Source organism: Vogesella urethralis (assembly GCF_007644045.2).
Taxonomy (GTDB): domain Bacteria; phylum Pseudomonadota; class Gammaproteobacteria; order Burkholderiales; family Chromobacteriaceae; genus Vogesella; species Vogesella urethralis.
In genome coordinates this window covers 60,428-77,055 of sequence record NZ_VMDW02000136.1, presented here as the reverse complement: position 1 = coordinate 77,055, position 16,628 = coordinate 60,428, and the positions used below count along the sequence as shown (strand labels likewise).

14 protein-coding genes are annotated in these 16,628 nt (G+C 67.4%); 4 read left to right on the top strand and 10 right to left on the bottom strand.

All coding sequences use genetic code 11. The features are described from left to right. Positions 1-5: 5 nt before the first annotated feature. The 5 genes from feoB to zigA form a co-directional block, all read right to left on the bottom strand. A complete protein-coding gene (feoB, locus tag FLQ03_RS17780) occupies positions 6-1,850 on the bottom strand; it encodes a ferrous iron transporter B (RefSeq protein WP_144371542.1) in 1,845 nt (614 codons plus the stop codon). Between the two features lie 7 nt (positions 1,851-1,857). After that, on the bottom strand, positions 1,858-2,127 hold the full coding sequence (locus FLQ03_RS17775) for a FeoA family protein (protein WP_206211032.1): 270 nt from the start codon (positions 2,125-2,127) through the stop codon (positions 1,858-1,860). Between the two features lie 163 nt (positions 2,128-2,290). Then, complete coding sequence (locus FLQ03_RS17770) at positions 2,291-2,926, bottom strand: DUF1826 domain-containing protein (protein ID WP_144371540.1); 636 nt, start codon at positions 2,924-2,926, stop codon at positions 2,291-2,293. Continuing rightward, positions 2,923-4,263 carry a dihydroorotase gene (locus FLQ03_RS17765; RefSeq protein ID WP_144371539.1) on the bottom strand — a complete coding sequence of 447 codons (1,341 nt, stop codon included), beginning with the start codon at positions 4,261-4,263 and terminating at the stop codon, positions 2,923-2,925. The genes FLQ03_RS17770 and FLQ03_RS17765 overlap by 4 nt, the downstream gene beginning before the upstream one ends. Continuing rightward, a complete protein-coding gene (gene zigA, locus FLQ03_RS17760; protein ID WP_144371538.1) occupies positions 4,260-5,498 on the bottom strand; it encodes a zinc metallochaperone GTPase ZigA in 1,239 nt (412 codons plus the stop codon). The genes FLQ03_RS17765 and zigA overlap by 4 nt, the downstream gene beginning before the upstream one ends. A gap of 151 nt (positions 5,499-5,649) precedes the next feature. Here zigA and FLQ03_RS17755 point away from each other — a divergent pair, with 151 nt between their 5' ends. The 3 genes from FLQ03_RS17755 to FLQ03_RS17745 all read left to right on the top strand — a co-directional run bounded on the left by FLQ03_RS17755 (position 5,650) and on the right by FLQ03_RS17745 (position 9,742). Then, a complete protein-coding gene (locus tag FLQ03_RS17755) occupies positions 5,650-6,867 on the top strand; it encodes a BtaA family protein (protein WP_144371537.1) in 1,218 nt (405 codons plus the stop codon). Further along, positions 6,864-7,964, top strand: a complete 1,101-nt coding sequence (locus FLQ03_RS17750; RefSeq protein ID WP_144371536.1) for a GNAT family N-acetyltransferase — start codon at positions 6,864-6,866, stop codon at positions 7,962-7,964. The genes FLQ03_RS17755 and FLQ03_RS17750 overlap by 4 nt, the downstream gene beginning before the upstream one ends. 194 nt (positions 7,965-8,158) lie before the next feature. Beyond that, positions 8,159-9,742 carry an ABC transporter substrate-binding protein gene (locus tag FLQ03_RS17745; protein ID WP_144371535.1) on the top strand — a complete coding sequence of 528 codons (1,584 nt, stop codon included), beginning with the start codon at positions 8,159-8,161 and terminating at the stop codon, positions 9,740-9,742. Positions 9,743-9,822: 80 nt separating this feature from the next. On the opposite strand, the gene FLQ03_RS17740 is transcribed toward FLQ03_RS17745, so the two are convergent. Continuing rightward, positions 9,823-11,640 carry a gamma-glutamyltransferase family protein gene (locus FLQ03_RS17740; RefSeq protein ID WP_170252465.1) on the bottom strand — a complete coding sequence of 606 codons (1,818 nt, stop codon included), beginning with the start codon at positions 11,638-11,640 and terminating at the stop codon, positions 9,823-9,825. 222 nt (positions 11,641-11,862) lie between these two features. Here FLQ03_RS17740 and FLQ03_RS17735 point away from each other — a divergent pair, with 222 nt between their 5' ends. Further along, on the top strand, positions 11,863-12,609 hold the full coding sequence (locus FLQ03_RS17735) for a pseudouridine synthase (protein ID WP_144371534.1): 747 nt from the start codon (positions 11,863-11,865) through the stop codon (positions 12,607-12,609). Between the two features lie 80 nt (positions 12,610-12,689). On the opposite strand, the gene FLQ03_RS17730 is transcribed toward FLQ03_RS17735, so the two are convergent. The 4 genes from FLQ03_RS17730 to FLQ03_RS17715 all read right to left on the bottom strand — a co-directional run bounded on the left by FLQ03_RS17730 (position 12,690) and on the right by FLQ03_RS17715 (position 16,625). Then, the gene (locus FLQ03_RS17730; RefSeq protein WP_144371533.1) at positions 12,690-13,454 is read right to left on the bottom strand and encodes a MipA/OmpV family protein; all 765 of its coding nucleotides are present in this window, start codon (positions 13,452-13,454) and stop codon (positions 12,690-12,692) included. Between the two features lie 186 nt (positions 13,455-13,640). Then, positions 13,641-14,372 (bottom strand): LytR/AlgR family response regulator transcription factor, encoded by a 732-nt coding sequence (locus FLQ03_RS17725; protein WP_144371532.1) that lies wholly within the window; start codon positions 14,370-14,372, stop codon positions 13,641-13,643. Continuing rightward, positions 14,369-15,421, bottom strand: coding sequence for a sensor histidine kinase (locus tag FLQ03_RS17720; protein ID WP_144371531.1), 1,053 nt, complete (start codon positions 15,419-15,421; stop codon positions 14,369-14,371). Before FLQ03_RS17720 ends, FLQ03_RS17725 begins: the two co-directional genes overlap by 4 nt. A gap of 10 nt (positions 15,422-15,431) precedes the next feature. Beyond that, positions 15,432-16,625 carry a hypothetical protein gene (locus FLQ03_RS17715; protein WP_144371530.1) on the bottom strand — a complete coding sequence of 398 codons (1,194 nt, stop codon included), beginning with the start codon at positions 16,623-16,625 and terminating at the stop codon, positions 15,432-15,434. Between the last annotated feature and the right edge of the window lie 3 nt (positions 16,626-16,628).

Below are 16,628 nucleotides of genomic sequence, written 5' to 3'. Positions count from 1 at the left end.
TTGCTTCAGGCCCACAGGGCCGCGATATGGCGCACCAGTAGCGCGGCGAAGTACGCCAGCGCAAACAGGTAAGCGGTGAAGATGACGGTAGCGCGCAGCGAGTTGGTTTCGCGGCGTACCACCGCAATGGTGGCCAGGCACTGCGGGGCGTATACAAACCAGGCCAGGTAGGCCAAGGCCACCGGCAATGCCCAGTCGTGTGCCAGCGCGCTACCCAGCGCGTCTTCCCCGCCAACCGCGTACACGGTGGCCAGCGCGCTCACCGCCACCTCGCGCGCGGCCATGGCCGGAATCAGCGCAATGCACATCTGCCAGTTGAAACCCAGCGGCTCGAACAGCGGCTGCATGGTCTTGCCCAACATGCCGGCAAAGCTGTATTCGATGGCCGGCAGCGTGGCGTTAGCCGGGGCATGCGGAAAGGTGGCCAGAAACCACAGCACGATGGACAAGGCCAGGATGATGGTGCCTACGCGGCGCAGGAAAATCCACGCCCGCTCTTTCAGCCCCAGCACAAAATGATAAGCATTGGGCCAGCGGTAGTTGGGCAGCTCCAGCAGCAGCGGAAAGCTCTGGCTGGCCGCCTCGCGACGGCGCATCACCCAGGCCACCAGCGCCGCGCTGGCGATACCGGCGATGTACAAGGCAAACAGCGTCAGGCCCTGCAGGTTGAACACGCCCCACACGCTTTGCTGCGGCACAAAAGCCCCAATCACCACCGCGTACACCGGCAGCCGCGCCGAGCACGTCATCAGCGGTGCAGTGAGGATGGTGACCAGCCGTTCTTTCGGGTCGGCAATGCTGCGCGTGGACATGATGCCGGGTACCGCGCAGGCAAAGCTGGACAGCATGGGGATGAACGAACGGCCGGACAGGCCCACGCCGCGCATCAGACGGTCCAGCAAGAAGGCCGCACGCGGCAGATAGCCGGAGTCTTCCAGCGCCAGGATGAAAGCAAACAGGATGATGATCTGCGGCAGGAACACCAGCACGCCGCCGACGCCGGCGATCAGGCCATCCACCACAAAATCGTGCAGGATGCCGGCCGGCAGCAGCGCGCCGGCGGTTTCGCCCAGCCAGGCCATGGCGGCATCAATGCCGTCCATCACCGGCGCTGCCCAGGCAAATACCGCCTGGAACATCAGCAGCAGGATGGTGGCCAGTAGCAGCAGGCCCAGCACCGGGTGCATCACCAGTGCGTCCAGTTTGTCTTGCCAGGCCGGCGCTTGCGACGGCGCCGACACGCTGGCGGCCAGCAGTTGGTCGATCCGGGCGTACAGGTCTTCCACCGCCTCGGCGCGTTCCGGCAAGGCCAGGCGGCCGCTGCGGCTGCCGGCGTTGGCCGCACACTCGGCCAGCGCGGCTTGCAGGTCGGCGACACCGTTCTTGCGCACGGCGACGGTTTCCACCACCGGCATGCCCAGCTGTTGCGACAGCATGGCGGTGTCGATGGTAATGCCACGGCTGCGCGCCGCATCAGCCAGGTTCAGCGCCAGGATCATCGGCAAGCCCAGCGCCTGCAGCTCCAGCACCAGGCGCAGGCCCAGCTTGATATTGGTGGCGTCCACTACCGCTACCAGCGCGTCGGGGGCGGCTTCACCGGCCATTTCGCCCAGGATGACGCGACGCGCCACCTGCTCGTCGGGCGAGGCCACATACAGGCTGTAGGTACCGGGCAAGTCGATCAGCTCGGCCGGACGGCCCAGGCCGGCCAGTGGGCCCAGCCGTTTTTCGACGGTGACGCCGGCGTAGTTGGCCACTTTGGCGCGGGCGCCGGTCAGGCTATTGAATAGCGCGGTCTTGCCGCAGTTGGGGTTACCCACCAGGGCAAAACGCAAAAGGGATTGGGACATGACGGAATCAGGCAGGATGGACGGAGGTAATGATCTTGGCGGCTTCGCTGCGGCGCAGGCCGAACTTGGTACCGTTGATGCGTACGGCAACCGGGTCGGCGCCAAACAGGCCAAAGCCGATCACCTGCAGCACGGCGCCGGGCAGGAAGCCCAGCTCTTTCAGGCGCAACGTCACCTGCGCGTCCAGCTCGCCAAAGTGGCTGTGGCTGGCAATGTCAACGATGGTGGCACGGGTGCCCTTGGGCAACAGGTGCAGCGGGGTAGCAGAGTGGGACAAAGCGTGCTCCTTGCGATCGATGCGAAGAACGTCAAATGAGATTAATTCTTTTTATCGTAGCAATAAGCCCGAGCCATGTACATCCGCCAAACCTGATCCAGATCAAGCAAATCGTAACCGTCTGTAACCGGCATGCCATAGGCAAATGCAATCACGTGGGTGATTACCCGCCCTGCTCCCACAGCGCATCCAGCGCCAACATCACCCTCGGTACATCGCCGTCTACCGCTGGCGAGCGGTGGATGGCACCGCGTCCGGCATTGCCCTGCCACAAGCTGCCCTTCAACAACAGCACCTCACCGGCCCCGCTGCGGCCAACTTGCTGACTACGCATCAGCCCGCTTGCCACATCCGGCAACCCGCCACTGGCGGCGCCCAGATAGCGGCGGTCGGCGTCGGCTTCGGCCAGCCATTCGGTGCCGGCCCCCTGCCAGGTGCACACCAGGCGGATGCCGGTGCGATCCACATGAAAGCGCGGGCACATCGCCTGCTGCAGCACCTCGATACGCCAGCCCACTTGCGGGCAGCCCAGCAGCGTGCCGAACAGGTCGGCCAGTAGCGCCAGATCGGCGGCGGCAGCGTCCCGCCCCGGCGCGGCGGGCCAGGCACTCAGGTCTGGCTGCTCACCTGGCTGCAGTTGGCCGCGCAGCCCTAGCCGCAGCCGGCCGTCGGCGGCCAGGCCGGCCAGATAGGGCGCGATGGCCGGCGGCAACGGGCGCTGCCAGTGCAGCAGCTGCACCGATGGCTGCAGGATGGCTGGCAAGCCGGCCAGATCATTGCACACCACCACGTCGTTCATCGCCCGCCTCCGCTGCGCTGGTATTGCAAGGCCCTGCCCTGCACGCCCGGCAACACCTGCCCCTGGTACCAGCCCAGTTGGCCGGACACCACAGTGGCGCGCACGTGATGACGCAACGGGCGCTGCTCGAACGGCGACCAGCCGCAGCGCGACATCACCGGCAGTACCGGGCCGGCACCGCGTGCCAGCAAGGCCAGGTCGGCCCAGTAACCTTCGCGCAGGTAACCGCGCTCACGGATGGCGAACAGCTCGGCCACGTTGTGGCTGGTTTTCTGTACCAGCTGCGGGAGCGTCAACACGCCGTCATCCACCAGCGCCATCAATGCTGGCAACGCGTGCTGCACCAGCGGCAAACCACTGGGTGCCTGCCAGTACGGGCGCGCCTTTTCTTCGGTGGTGTGCGGCGCGTGGTCGGTGCCGATGACGTCGAGGCGGCCATCCTGCAAGGCTTGCAACAAGGCGGCGCGGTCGGCGGCGCTTTTCACCGACGGGTTGCACTTCAGGCGGTTGCCCAGCGTGGCGTAATCGGCCTCGTCAAACAGCAGGTGGTGGACGCAGGCTTCGGCGGTAATGCGTTTGCCGGCCAGCGGCCCGGCGTCGAACAGTGCCAGCTCGCGGGCGGTGGTGAGGTGCAATACGTGCAGGCGGGTGCCAAACTGCCGCGCCAGGCCCACGGCCAGGCTGCTGCTGCGCCAGCAGGCCTCGGCGCTACGGGCCTGCGGGTGCAGCGCCGCGGTAGCCGCGTCGCCGTATTGCGCCTGCAGCCGGGCGCTGTCGGCTTCCACCGTGGGGGTGTGTTCGCAGTGCGCCAGCAGCACGGTGGGCACGCTGGCAAACAGGCGCTCCAGCAACACCGGTTCGTCCAGCAACATATTGCCGGTACTGGCGCCCATGAATACCTTGACGCCGGCTACCCGCTCCGGCGGCAGCGCGGCCACCAGGTCCAGGTTGTCGCTGGCGGCGCCGAAGTGGAAGCCGTAGTTGGCCGCGCTGTGCTGTGCGGCCAACCATTCCTTGTGCGCCAGCGCGTCCAGCGTGGTGGTGGTGGGCGTGGTGTTCGGCATGTCCATGAAGCTGGTAATGCCGCCGGCCAGCGCCGCGCGCGATTCGGTGGCAATGCAGCCTTTGTGGGTGAGCCCCGGCTCGCGAAAGTGCACCTGGTCGTCGAGCATGCCCGGCAGCAGCCAGTCGCCAGCGGCGTCGATGTGGCGGGTGGCGTCGGCGTCGATGGCGCCGGCAATGCGCTCGATACGGCCGTGGCGCACCAGCACGTCGCCTTCGCTGACACCGCCCTCGTTCACCAGCTGTGCGTTACGGATCAGGATGTCGCCCGTCATGCCGGCTGTACCTCGACGTGTTCTTCTTCAGCTTCGCCCCAGTGCGGGAACGGGTCCGGCAACGCCGCCCACGCGGCCGGGCCGGCGGCCAGCTCGGCGTCGGTGAGCAGGCAGGCATCAAATGCCGCTGTGAGGGCAGCCTGGTCCATGCCCATGCCGATCAGCACCAGCTCCTGCTGGCGGTCGCCCCACGGCTCGGCCCAGCGGCTGGCGATGATGGCACGGCTTTCGTCGTCCTGCGGCCAGTCTTCGCGGTCTACCGCGTCCCACCACAAACCGCCCAGGCCGTGACGCGACATGGCGCCGGCCTGCGACCAGCTACCCACCAGCATCGGCCGCGTGGCCAGCCAGAAATAACCCTTGGAGCGCACCACACCCGGCCAGCCCTGCTGCACCCACTGGTAAAAGCGCTGCGGGTGAAAGGGCTTGCGCGCGCGGTAGACAAAGCTGGTAATGCCGTACTCTTCGGTTTCCGGCACGTGTTCGCCGCGCAGTTCCTGCAGCCAGCCCGGCGCATCGGCGGCGGCATCGAAATCGAACAGGCCGGTGTCCAGCACCGTGTGCAGCGGCACGCGGCCAAAGTGGCTTTTGACGATGCGCGCGCGCGGGTTGAGGGTGGCCAGGATGGCTTCCAGGCGCAGGATGTCGTCGGCCGACATCAGGTCGGTCTTGTTCAGCACAATCACGTCGCAGAACTCCACCTGCTCGATCAGCAGGTCCACCACCGTGCGCTCGTCTTCGTCGCCGGCCGCCTCGCCGCGCTGGTGCAGGAAGTCTTGCGAGCTGTAGTCGCGCAGGAAGTTAAAGCCGTCCACCACGGTCACCATGGTGTCCAGCCGGGCGATATCGGACAGGCTGTGGCCATCATCGTCACGGAAGGTGAAGGTTTCCGCCACCGGCAGTGGCTCGGCAATGCCGGTGGACTCGATCGGCAGGTAATCGAAACGGCCGGCGGCGGCCAGCTTGCGGATTTCCACCAGCAAGTCTTCACGCAATGTGCAGCAGATGCAGCCATTGCTCATTTCCACCAGCTTTTCTTCGGCGCGGCTCAGCGCCGCCCCGCCCTCGCGCACCAGCCGTGCGTCGATGTTCACCTCGGACATGTCGTTGACGATCACTGCAACACGGCGGCCTTCGCGGTTGTTCAGGATGTGGTTCAGCAGCGTGGTCTTGCCGGCACCCAGAAAGCCGGACAACACGGTAACGGGCAGGCGGGGGTCTTGCTTGGCGGTCATGGCGAACTCCAGCGTTATAACGTAACAGTAAACATGTTATGTTGTAACACACGTGTCAAGCCCCCTGCGTCATGGCAGCGCAACAGCATTGTCATACGGGTGCCATGCACAGCCATCAGTATTCGGTAAAAACCGGTAACAGGAGGCTTCCATGAGCACTGCCACCCTCGTCAAGCAAGCGGTCAACAACAGCACCACCACCGGTCTGAAAGCCATTGGCGACCGGCTGTTTGCCCGCTGGTTCAGCCAGCTGGTCTACGCGCAGATCTGGGAAGACCCGGATGTGGACATCGCCGCACTGCAGCTGCAGCCGGGCAAGCGCGTGCTCACCATTGCTTCTGGCGGTTGCAACGCCTTGGCCTACCTCAGCTGCCAACCGGCCGAAGTGCACGCCGTGGACCTGAACGACGCCCACCTGGCCATGCTGGCACTGAAAAAAGCCGCCTTTGCCGAGCTGCCGGACTACGCCACGCTGCTAGATTTTCTGGGCGACGCCAACCAGCGCCAGAACGCCCACCGCTACCGCCGCTATCTGGCCGCCGCGCTGCCGGTAAGCGCCCGCCAGTACTGGGAGCAACGCAACCTGTGGGGCACGCCGCGCTACGCGCTGTTTACCTGCCACGCCTACCGCCACGGCCTGCTGGGCCGCTTCATCGGCGTCAGCCATACGCTGGCACGCCTGCTGGGCGGCAACCTGGCCCGCCTGGCCGAAGCCGGCACGCTGGACGAGCAAAAACAGCTATTCGAGCGCCACTTGGCGCCGGTATTCCGCCACCCGCTGCTGCGCTTCCTGTGTCACCGCGAAAGCGTGCTGTACAGCATGGGTATCCCGCCGGCGCAGTTTGCCGCGCTGCGTAGCGACGCCGGTGGCAACCTGCCGGCGCTGTTCGAAGCGCGCATGCGCCGCCTGGCCTGCGACTTCCCGCTGGACGAAAACCCCTACGCCCAGCAAGCCTTCGCCCGCCGTTACGACACCAGCAACCAGCGCGCACTGCCACGCTACCTGCAGCAAGCCCACTACACCGCCATCCGCCAGCAGTTGGCCGCACTGCATCTGCATCACCAGTCGCTGACCGACTTCCTGGACGAGCGCGCACCGCAAAGCCTGGACGCCTACGCGCTGCTGGACGCGCAAGACTGGATGGACGACGCCCAGCTGAACGCGCTATGGCGCCACATCACCCGCACCGCCGCGCCGGGCGCGCGCGTGGTGTTCCGCACCGGCGGCAGCCGCTCGCCGCTGGAAGGCCGCCTGGCACCGCAACTGCTGGCCTGCTGGCACACCGACCCCGCCTACAACCGCCAGCTGCACCAGCGCGACCGCGCCGCCATCTACGGTGGCGTGCACGTGTACACCAAACGCACATGAGCCGCCTGGAAAACCCGCTGCAGCTGGATGGCCACGCCCAGTGGCTGGCGCAGGCGCGCCAGTTTGGCGGCCAGCACTGGGTAGCCAACGCCCGCTGCACCGTTTGCTGTAGCGACGCCGGCACCCCGGCCATCCCGGTTACCCGCCTGAGCGCGCTACGCCCGGAAGACAGCTACGTGGCCAGCCCGCGCGCCGCCTGGCTGCACTACCCGCGCCGCGAAGCCGCCCGCCACGGCCACACCAGCCGCTGGCTGGCCAGCGCGGCCGGCGGACCGCTGGGCGGCCTGATCAGCGCGGCACGGCTGGACAGCGCCTGGCACGTCAACAACTGGCTGATCGCCACCAACCTGCACCCGCAGTGGTCGGACAACGAACTGACGCTGCTCACCGACACCCTGCTGGCGCGCCAGCCAGACGCGCCGCTGCTGCTGCGCAATGTGTGCGAAGCGGCCAACCCCGGCCTGCCCGCGCTGCTGCAGGCGCAAGGCTGGCAGCTGCTGCCGGCGCGCCAGGTCTACCTGTGCCAGCCGGGCGACGCGGCGGTATGGCAGCTGCCCAATGTGCGGCAAGACCAGAAACTGCTGGATGGCAGCGGCCTGACCGTGCTGGGCCCGGCCCAGCTGCGCGAGGCCGACCTGCCTGCGCTGCAGCAATGCTACCGGCTGCTGTTCCTGGAAAAACACTCGCCGCTGAACCCCGACTTCACGCTGGCGTTCTTCCGCCTGTGCCTGCAACAGCGCTTCATCGACCTGTACGCGCTGACGCTGGACGGCCGCATCGTCGGCTGCCTGGGCCTGTATCAGCGCTACGGCTGGGCCAGCAGCCCGCTGCTGGGCTACGACACCCGGCTGCCGGCCAGCCTGGGCCTGTACCGCCAGCTGATGGCGCTGCAACTGCGCCTGGCCCGCGACGCAGGCCTGCAGCTGCATTACAGCAGCGGCGCCGGCGACTTCAAACGGCGCCGCGGCGGCCAAGCACAGCTGGAATACAGCGCCGTATTTGCCCACCACCTGCACGGCCGTCACCGGCTGGCACTGTCCACGCTGGCCACCCTGCTGCACCGTGCTGCCACGCCACTGCTGCAACGCTACGGCTAAGACCAGGCGCCAGCTTGGCCCCCTCCGGCAAAAGCTCGCCGCTGCCGGCCGTCGCCCGCGCACCACAGCTTGCATCGATATGGAAAATGCTTATCGCAAATAATGCTTGGCACGGCAGCGCATGCTGGCGGTATGCTGTGGCCCATCATTGCCCGGTGGGCACGCTGCCCCGCCGCTCATTACAAGGACTCGTCATGACCGCACGCCTTACCGCCCTCGCCGCCCTGCTGGCCCTGTCGCTGCCGGCCCTCGCCAAACCGCTGACCGTCTGCACCGAAGCCAGCCCGGAAGGCTTCGACGTGGTGCGCTACAACTCGCTGAGCACCACCAACGCCAGCGCCGACGTGCTGTTCAACCGCCTGGTGGACTACGACGCGCGCCAGGGCAAGGTGGTCCCCAGCCTGGCCAGTGCCTGGAAAGTGGCGCCGGACGGCCTGTCGGTCACCTTCACGCTGCGTGACAAGGTAGCCTTCCACAAAACCGCCTGGTTCAGCCCCAGCCGCGCCCTCAACGCCGACGACGTGGTATTCAGCTTCCAGCGCATGATCGACCCCGCCCACCCGTGGTACAAAAGCGCCCCCAATGGCTACCCGCACGCCAAATCGTTCCAGCTGGACAAGCTGATCAAGGCGGTAGTGAAAGTAGACGCCCGCACCGTGCGCTTCGACCTCAACCAGCCCGACGCCACGCTGGTGCCACTGCTGACTATGGGCTTTGCCAGCATCTACTCGGCCGAATACGCCGACCAGCTGGCCAAGGCCGGCAACTTCGAGCAGCTGAACGCGCAGCCGGTGGGCACCGGCCCGTTCGTATTCCAGAGCTCGGCCAAGGACAGCGCGGTGCGCTACGCGGCCAACCCGGCCTACTTTGGCGGCAAACCGGCCGCCGAGCGCCTGATCTACGCCATCACCCCGGACAGCGCGGTACGCGCCCAGAAAGTGAAAGCCGGCGAATGCCAGATTGCCCTTAGCCCCAAACCGCAGGACATCAGCGACGCTGCGGGCGACGCCCGCATCAAGGTACTGACCGTGCCGATGTTCTCCACCGCCTTCATCGCGCTGAACAGCCAGCACAAGCCGTTTGACGACAAACGCGTGCGCCAGGCCGTCAACCTGGCCTTCGACAAGGCCAACTACCTGAAAGTGGTGTTTGCCGGCAGCGCCACCGCCGCCGTCAACCCGTTCCCGCCGTCCACTTTTGGCTACAACAAAGCCATCAAGGACTACCCGCAAGACCTGGCCCGCGCCAAGAAACTGCTGGCCGACGCCGGCCTGCCCAACGGCTTTGACACCACCATCTGGATTCGCCCCACCGGCAGCACGCTGAACCCCAACCCGAAAGCCGGCGCCGAAGTACTGCAGGCCGACCTGGCCAAGATCGGCGTCAAGGCCGAAATCAAGGTCATCGAATGGGGCGAGCTGATCAAGCGCGCCAAGGCCGGCGAGCACGACGTGCTGTTCATGGGCTGGGCTGGTGACAACGGCGACGCCGACAACTTCCTTACCCCGCAATTCAGTTGCGCCGCGGTTCAGAGCGGCACCAACTTCGCCCGCTTCTGCGACCCCACGCTGGACAAGCTGATTACCGACGCCCGCCGCGACGCCAGCCCGAAACTGCGCGCGGCCAACTACGCCCGCGCCCAGCAGATCATCAAGGAGCAGGCGCTGTGGGTACCGCTGGCCCACCCCACCGCCGCCGCGCTCACCAGCGCCAACATCAGCGGCTACAACGTCAGCCCGTTCGGCCGCGTGGACTTCGGCAAGACCGTGGTGAAATAAGCCTCGCACAGGCGCAGCAAAGCGAAGCGGCCAAGCTGACAACAGCTTGGCCGCTTTTGTTTTAGTGCACGGGCAAACGCTTACTCGCCCATCACCACGCCTTCGCGGCGCGGGTCGGCGCCGCCGAAGAAGCCATCAGCCGTACGGCCGATGGCCTGCAGGCCGCTGGTCATCTCGGTTTCACGCACTTCGTGCTGATGAGCTTTCAGCCAGTCCACGGTACTGGCCGGAAAGCGCTTTTCTTCCAGCATGGTGGGCGCGCCGGTGGCGCCGAAGTTGGGCAGGTTGATCGCCTGCTGCGCGTTCATGCCCCAGTTGAGCATGCCGTACAGGGTTTTGGCGGTGTAGTGGATGATCAGCGCGCCGCCGGGGCTGCCGCCGCTGATCAACACCTGGCCGCTGGCCTTGTCGAACACCAGCGTCGGGCTCATCGAGCTGCGCGGGCGCTTGCCCGGCTCCACGCGGTTGGCGGTGGGCAGGCCACTGCTGTCGTTGGGGGCAAAGTTGAAGTCGGTCAGCTCGTTGTTGAGCAGGAAACCACCCGTCCCCTTGCCGCCGGGGTTCACCATCTGGCGCGCGCCAAACTGCGCTTCGATGGTGGTGGTCATGCTCAGCGCGTGGCCGTCGCGATCGATGATGCTGATGTGGCTGGTGCCGTACTCCGGTTGCGCCGCCGCCACGCCCAATGCAGTGCTCAGCGCGCCGGGCTGGCCGGGTTGCGCGGTTTTCATGCTGTTGTCGGTGATCAGTTTGGCGCGGCTGGCCAGGTAGGCCGGGGCCAGCATGGTGTGCCAGCTGCCGCCCGGTGGCGACACGAAATCGGGGTCGCCCACGTACTTGGCGCGGTCGGCAAAAGCCAGGCGCGAGGCCTCGGTGTACAGGTGCAGCCATTGCGGTGACGGCAACGGCTTGCCGTCTGCGCCCTGCGCCAGCGGCAGGCTGGCGGCCGGGGTGTTGGCCAGGATGCCCAGAATCTGCCCCACCGCGATCATGCCGCTGCTGGGCGGCGGAAAGCCACACAGGCGGTAGTCGCGGCTGGCGGCGCGGTAATCGCTGCACAGCGCGTCGCGCTTTTTGGGCTGATAGGCCGCCAGGTCGGCCAGCGTCAGCTTGCCGGGGTTGGCCGCATGGCCCTGCACCTTGGCCACGATGGCTTGCGCAATACTGCCTTGCTGCAAGGCGCGGTTACCCTGGCGGGCAATGGCTTTCAGCACGTCGGCGTAGGGCTGGTTTTTCAGGATGTGCCCCACCGGCCACGGCTGGCCGTCCGGCTGGTAAAAGTACGCGGCGGCGACCGGGTCCTGCTTCAGGAACGGGTCGGATTTCAACAGCGTGTACAGCCGCGGGCTGACGGCAAAGCCTTGCTCCGCCAGGCGGATGGCCGGCGCGAACAACTCGGCCCACGGCAGCTTGCCCTGCTCGCGGTGCGCCATTTCCAGCATCGCCACCGCACCGGGTACGCCCACCGAGCGGCCACCTACTACGGCGTCGTTGAACGCCATCGGTTTGCCGTCGGCGCCGATGAACAGTTTGTCGTCCACCGCCGCCGGCGCGGTTTCGCGGCCGTCGTAGGCACTGACTGCCTTGCCGTCAAAATACAGCAGGAAGGCACCGCCGCCGATGCCGCTGCTTTGCGGCTCTACCAGCCCCAGTACCATCTGCACCGCCACCGCGGCGTCGATGGCACTGCCGCCGGCGGCCAGCACCTGGCGTCCGGCGTCGGTCGCCAGCGGGTTGGCCGCAGCCACCGCGTACTGGCGCGTGGCCCAGCCGGTTTTTTCCTGGTAGCCGCTGGCGGCTTCCGGCTGCTGCGGCAGCGGGCTGTAGGTGAAGTGACCAGGGGCGCTGGCGCAGGCGGCCAGCAGCAAGGACAGGGTGATGGTACGCAACGGTAGCATGGGTGATCCTCGTCGAGATGGCGCCACGGGGCGGCGGCGCCTGTTGTCATCGTGATGTCATGCTAACCGCCAGCAAGCCGTGTGCCCAAGCCAGCGGCCAACATTTGCCACAGCCGCCCCGTAATGGGCTGCGCGCTGGCATTTTCTGGCGCCAAGGTGTGGCATCGCCAGCGCGAGCATGCACTGTTACACTGCGCGCCTTCCCTTTTGCGGCCAACCTTCATGCTGACCATCCTGTACCGCGACGCGCACCTGATTGCCATCGACAAACCCAGCGGCCTGCTGGTGCACCGCAGCGAAATCGACCGCCGCGAGACGCGCTTTGCGGTACAGCTGCTGCGCGACCAGATCGGCCAGCAGGTGTTTCCGGTACACCGGCTGGACCGTGGCACCAGCGGCGTGCTGCTGTTTGCGCTGGATAGCGCCACCGCACGCCTGCTGAACGACGCCTTTGCCAGCCGCGCCCCGGCCAAGACCTACCTGGCGGTGGTACGCGGCCACCCGGCCGACAGCGGCGACATCGACCACCCGATTACCCGCCAGCCGGACGAGCGCGAATACGTGCACGACAACGCCCAACTCAACGCGCAACCGGCGTTCACCCGCTACCGCACGCTGGCGCGCTGCACGCTGCCGTTTGCCGTGGACCGCTACCCGCAAAGCCGCTACGCACTGGTACAGCTGCAACCGGAAACCGGCCGCCGCCACCAGCTGCGCCGCCACCTGAAGCACATTGCCCACCCCATCATCGGCGACGCTACCCACGGCAAAGGCGTGCACAACCGCTTCTTCCAGACCCAATACCAGGTTGGCCGCATGCTGCTGCACGCCGCCGAACTGCAGATCACCCACCCGCACAGCGGCCAACCGCTGACGCTGACCGCACCGCTCAGCGGCGACTTTGCCCGCCTGCTGGGCGAACTTGGCTGGGCCGGCGCGCTGCCGGCGCACTGGCTGGGCGAGGCCTGAGCGGCCGCTCTCGGCGTGCCACCAGCACATAAAAAGCCCCTGCCTGCGTGTGCAGACAGGGGCTTTGCGCTGCCGCCAGCTCAGAAGCGGTAGTGGATGCCCAGCGTACCGGTAACGGTGACGTTACGCTCAACCAACGGGCTACCGCTACGGGCGGTAGCGTCCCACTTCAGCGACGCCGGCAAGTGGCTGACCGACACGCGGGTCAGTACCGCCAGATGGCGGTTGAAGGCGTGGCGCCAGCTAGCGCCCAGCTGGTAGCGGGTGGCCGAGTCGGCCTGGTAAGCCGGCAGGCCGCTACGTGCCGCTTCGCTGGCGCTCACGCCGGTGTAGTACTGCTGGTAGGCCTTGGGCAGATAGGTGGCTGCGGCCGACACCACGAAGGCGTCTTGCTGCGTGCTGAACGGCAGCACGTTCTCTACCGCCACGGTGGTCAGTGTAGCCTTATGACGGTTACCGGCGTCGTGCATGGCGTCCAGCGACAGCGTGGTGCGCGGGTCCAGCGCCCAGCTCAGCTCGCCGCCCACCAGCGCCCCTTGCTTGCGCTTGTCCAGCTGGCGCAGCGCGGCGATGTCGTTATCCTTGGGGTCGAACTCGTCAAATTCCCACTGCGCCTTGGCGGTGGCTGTCAGCTTGCTGCCCAGCGGCTGCTTCCAGCCCAGCTCCGGGCCCTGCACGTAAAACTGCTCGCCCTGGTAACCCAGCAGCGGTATGGCCACGGCCCTGCTGTTTTCGCCGCGGTAAAGGGTGCTGCCGACCCCGGCGCCGATGCCGGCTTGCCAGTCACCCGCCTGTACCGCCATCGCGGCCAACATCAGGCCTACGCCTGCCATCCCCTGTTTCATGTGTGCTCCTTGCTGGTTGATAGTCAAGAAAACCGCTATCAATCCTATATGAATCGGTTTACAAAAAAGGCATTATGCGACCAAAGACCCACCAAGGCGACCAACGGTTCCCGGCCTTCGCCAGCGGCATAAAAGCAGACAGCCCGGCAGGTTTCCCGTGCCGGGCTGTGGGGCAAGGCTGACAGGCTACATCTGGCGAAACTGCGCCGCGTGGCTGCGCGATAACGGCAGGCTGCGGCCGTCTTTCAGGATCACCTGTTGCCGGCCCAGCAGGTCGCGTTCGATGCGGCCAACCTGCGGCAGGCTGACGATGTAACTGCGGTGAATCTGCGCAAAGCGCTGCGGGTCCAGTTGCGCCAGCAGCTCTTTCAGCGGCAGCCGGATCAGGTGGCGTTCGTGCGCGGTGACGATCTCGGTGTACTTGTCGCTGGCTTGAAAGTACAGCACCTCGTCCACCGCAATCAGCCGCGTGGTGTCGCCCAGCCCCGCGTGCAGCCATTGCAGCCACGCGCGGGCGGCCGGCGCGGCCAACTGCGCCAGCACGGCGGCCAGGTCGGGCGCCGGGCGGGTGTCGCGCTGCAGCCGGCTGACGCACTGCGCCAGCCGCGCATCGCTAACCGGCTTCAGCAGGTAGTCGACGGCACTGGCGTCAAACGCTGCCAGCGCATACTCGTCGTAGGCGGTGACGAACACCACGCGGCAGCGCGCCGCCGCTGCGGCCACCTGCAGCCCGGTCAGCCCCGGCATGCGGATATCCAGGAAGGCAATGTCCGGCTGCTCGCGCGCCAGCGCCGCTACCGCGTCGATACCGTTGTGTACCAAGGGCAGCACACTGCTGTCGGGCCACAGTGCCTGCAAGCGTTGCGCCAGGCTGGCGGCCTGCAGTGCTTCGTCGTCGGCGATCAGGATGCGGGTCATGCGTGGGGTTCCTCCAGCGGCAGGCTCAGCTCGGCCACCACACCGTGCGGCTGCCGTGCATACAATGACAAGGCGGCGCGCTCGCCGTACAGCGCGTGCAGGCGCTGGCGCACGTTGGCCAGCCCTACCCCGCTGCTGCCGTGGCCATCCGCCAGCCCCAGCCCGCTGTCGCTGACGCGCAGGCACAGGCGGCCGGGTTGCGCGATGGCTTCGATCAGCAGGCTGCCGCCGGCCACCGCTGGCTCCAGCCCGTGCTGCAGCGCGTTTTCCACCAGCGGCTGCAGCAGCAGCGGCGGCATCGGCAGCCCCAGCCAGCACTCGGCCACGTCGATGCGGTACTGCAAGCGTGCCACGCCCATACGCAGCTGTGCCAGCGCCAGCAACGGCGTGACCAGCGCCAGCTCGTCGGCCAGCGTCACCTCGCGGCGGCGGGTGCGGCTAAGGCTGGCGCGCAGGTAGTCGTTAAGCAGGTCCAGCGCCTGCGTTGCCCGCGCCGGGTCGCTGCCGATCAGGCTGCGCAGCGTGGCCAGCGTGTTGAACAGAAAATGCGGCTCGATCTGCGCTTGCAGCAGCGCCAGCCGGGCGGCGGTTTCGGCCTGCTGCAGCTCGGCCTGGCGGCGGCCGGCGTCGGCCAGCAACGTCAGGTTGCGCTGGTGGTTGTAGCGGTAATAAAACAGGCTGGCGGCCGAGATAGTGACCAGCGCCATCATCGCGAACTTGCGCAGCTGCAGCGCCAGGTCGGCGGTGCCGGCGATGCGCTCTGGCACCACGCCTGGCCACAGGCTGCTGGCCAGCGTAAAACCCAGCACCACCGCCAGCGGCATGCAGGCCAGCACGTGCCAGAAGGCCACCCGCTCCACCTTCAGCGCGTAGCACAGCAGCGAAGTGCTGCCCCACATCAGAAAGCCGATGCAGTTGGACACCAGCAGGTTGAAGCCGAAATGCTCGCCTTCCGCCAGCAAGGTCACCAGCGTGGCGATGACGCCGTTGACCAGCAGCAGGAAAGGCAGCTCGCGGCGCAAATCCACGCGCACATGGGGTCGGCTCATCGCCCGGTTCTCAATAGTAGAAGTTGCTGAAAAGCTGCCAGCGCAAGGCCTGGCCGCCGTAGTGGCTACCCAGCCGGCCCAGGCCGCGCTCGGCGTTGACGCCCAGCGCCAGCCGGTCGCCCTGCCAGCGCAAGCCGGTGCTAAAAAACCGGCTGTCATCAACGCGATCATGCCGCAGCATGGCGGTGGCGACCAGCCCCGGGCGCACAAAATCCTGCCACTCGGCGTGCAGGAACCACTGCTGCCGCGTGGGTGCCAGCGCCGCCTGCTGCGCCGCCTGGCGGTAACGGCCGTAGGCCTGCCCCTGCAACGCCGCCCAATCGGCTGTGGCCAGCGCCTGACCGTTGTAGTGCCACTCGGCGTGCAGCGTCAGCCGCGTGGCGGCAGTGTAGCCCAGCCCCAGCACGCCCAGCGCCCGCCAGCGGCGCGGGCCGCCAGCGGCCAGATCGTGCCGCCGGCTGGCGCTGGCCTCGCCGTACACGGTGGTGGCGTCGCCCAGCAGCAGGCTGGCCGCCACGCCGGGCTGCAATGCCTCGCCGGCGCCGCCGGCCAGCAGCCATTGCGTGCGCAGGCTGCCGCTGCCGGCCATGCTGGCTTGCAGCTGCCAGCGCTCGCGGCGGTTGCTGCTACCCCAGTCCGGCGACCACGGTGCCGGGTTGGCCGCGCTGACCAGCGCCGGCGCCAGCAACACGCCGACACTGCCACCGTCGTACAGCTGCTGGGCGCGCAGCATCACCACCCCCAGCCGGTTGTCGCGGGCGCTGGCCGGGTCGGCGCTGACGGCGGCACGCAGGCCGCTATCGCGCCACACATCCAGCGGGTTGAAGCCCAGCGCCACGCCGCCACGCGGGTTGATGCGGCCCACATCCAGCGCCTGCGCGGGCGACGGCTGCCAGCTGAGGTAGGCCTCCTGCAGCGAGTTCACCTGCGCCGGCCCGCCGGCCTGCGGCCGGAAATCGACCCGGTCGGCCAGCACCGCGCGCCAGCCGGGCTGCAGCACGCTGTCCAGCCGCACGCTGGCAAAGCCCTGCCACTGGCTGCCCTGCCAGCGCGACAGCTGCAACTGGCCGTGCAGCGGGCTATCGCTTTGCGGCTGGCTGACGGCGGCGTCGGCCAGCGTCAGCGCGTCCAATTCGGCGCTGGTATCGGCCAGCGCCGGCAGCGGCATGGCGGCCAACAGCAGGCAAAGGTGCAAGCGCGGCATGGT

Bases quoted from the DNA above. Each gene is read 5' to 3' on its own strand.
- FLQ03_RS17715 (WP_144371530.1), bottom strand. From the start codon at position 16,625: ATGCCGCGCTTGCACCTTTGCCTGCTGTTGGCCGCCATGCCGCTGCCG.
- FLQ03_RS17750 (WP_144371536.1), top strand. From the start codon at position 6,864: ATGAGCCGCCTGGAAAACCCGCTGCAGCTGGATGGCCACGCCCAGTGG.
- FLQ03_RS17730 (WP_144371533.1), bottom strand. From the start codon at position 13,454: ATGAAACAGGGGATGGCAGGCGTAGGCCTGATGTTGGCCGCGATGGCG.
- feoB (WP_144371542.1), bottom strand. From the start codon at position 1,850: ATGTCCCAATCCCTTTTGCGTTTTGCCCTGGTGGGTAACCCCAACTGC.
- FLQ03_RS17765 (WP_144371539.1), bottom strand. From the start codon at position 4,263: ATGACGGGCGACATCCTGATCCGTAACGCACAGCTGGTGAACGAGGGC.
- FLQ03_RS17720 (WP_144371531.1), bottom strand. From the start codon at position 15,421: ATGAGCCGACCCCATGTGCGCGTGGATTTGCGCCGCGAGCTGCCTTTC.
- FLQ03_RS17740 (WP_170252465.1), bottom strand. From the start codon at position 11,640: ATGCTACCGTTGCGTACCATCACCCTGTCCTTGCTGCTGGCCGCCTGC.
- FLQ03_RS17745 (WP_144371535.1), top strand. From the start codon at position 8,159: ATGACCGCACGCCTTACCGCCCTCGCCGCCCTGCTGGCCCTGTCGCTG.
- FLQ03_RS17755 (WP_144371537.1), top strand. From the start codon at position 5,650: ATGAGCACTGCCACCCTCGTCAAGCAAGCGGTCAACAACAGCACCACC.
- FLQ03_RS17725 (WP_144371532.1), bottom strand. From the start codon at position 14,372: ATGACCCGCATCCTGATCGCCGACGACGAAGCACTGCAGGCCGCCAGC.
- FLQ03_RS17735 (WP_144371534.1), top strand. From the start codon at position 11,863: ATGCTGACCATCCTGTACCGCGACGCGCACCTGATTGCCATCGACAAA.
- FLQ03_RS17770 (WP_144371540.1), bottom strand. From the start codon at position 2,926: ATGAACGACGTGGTGGTGTGCAATGATCTGGCCGGCTTGCCAGCCATC.
- zigA (WP_144371538.1), bottom strand. From the start codon at position 5,498: ATGACCGCCAAGCAAGACCCCCGCCTGCCCGTTACCGTGTTGTCCGGC.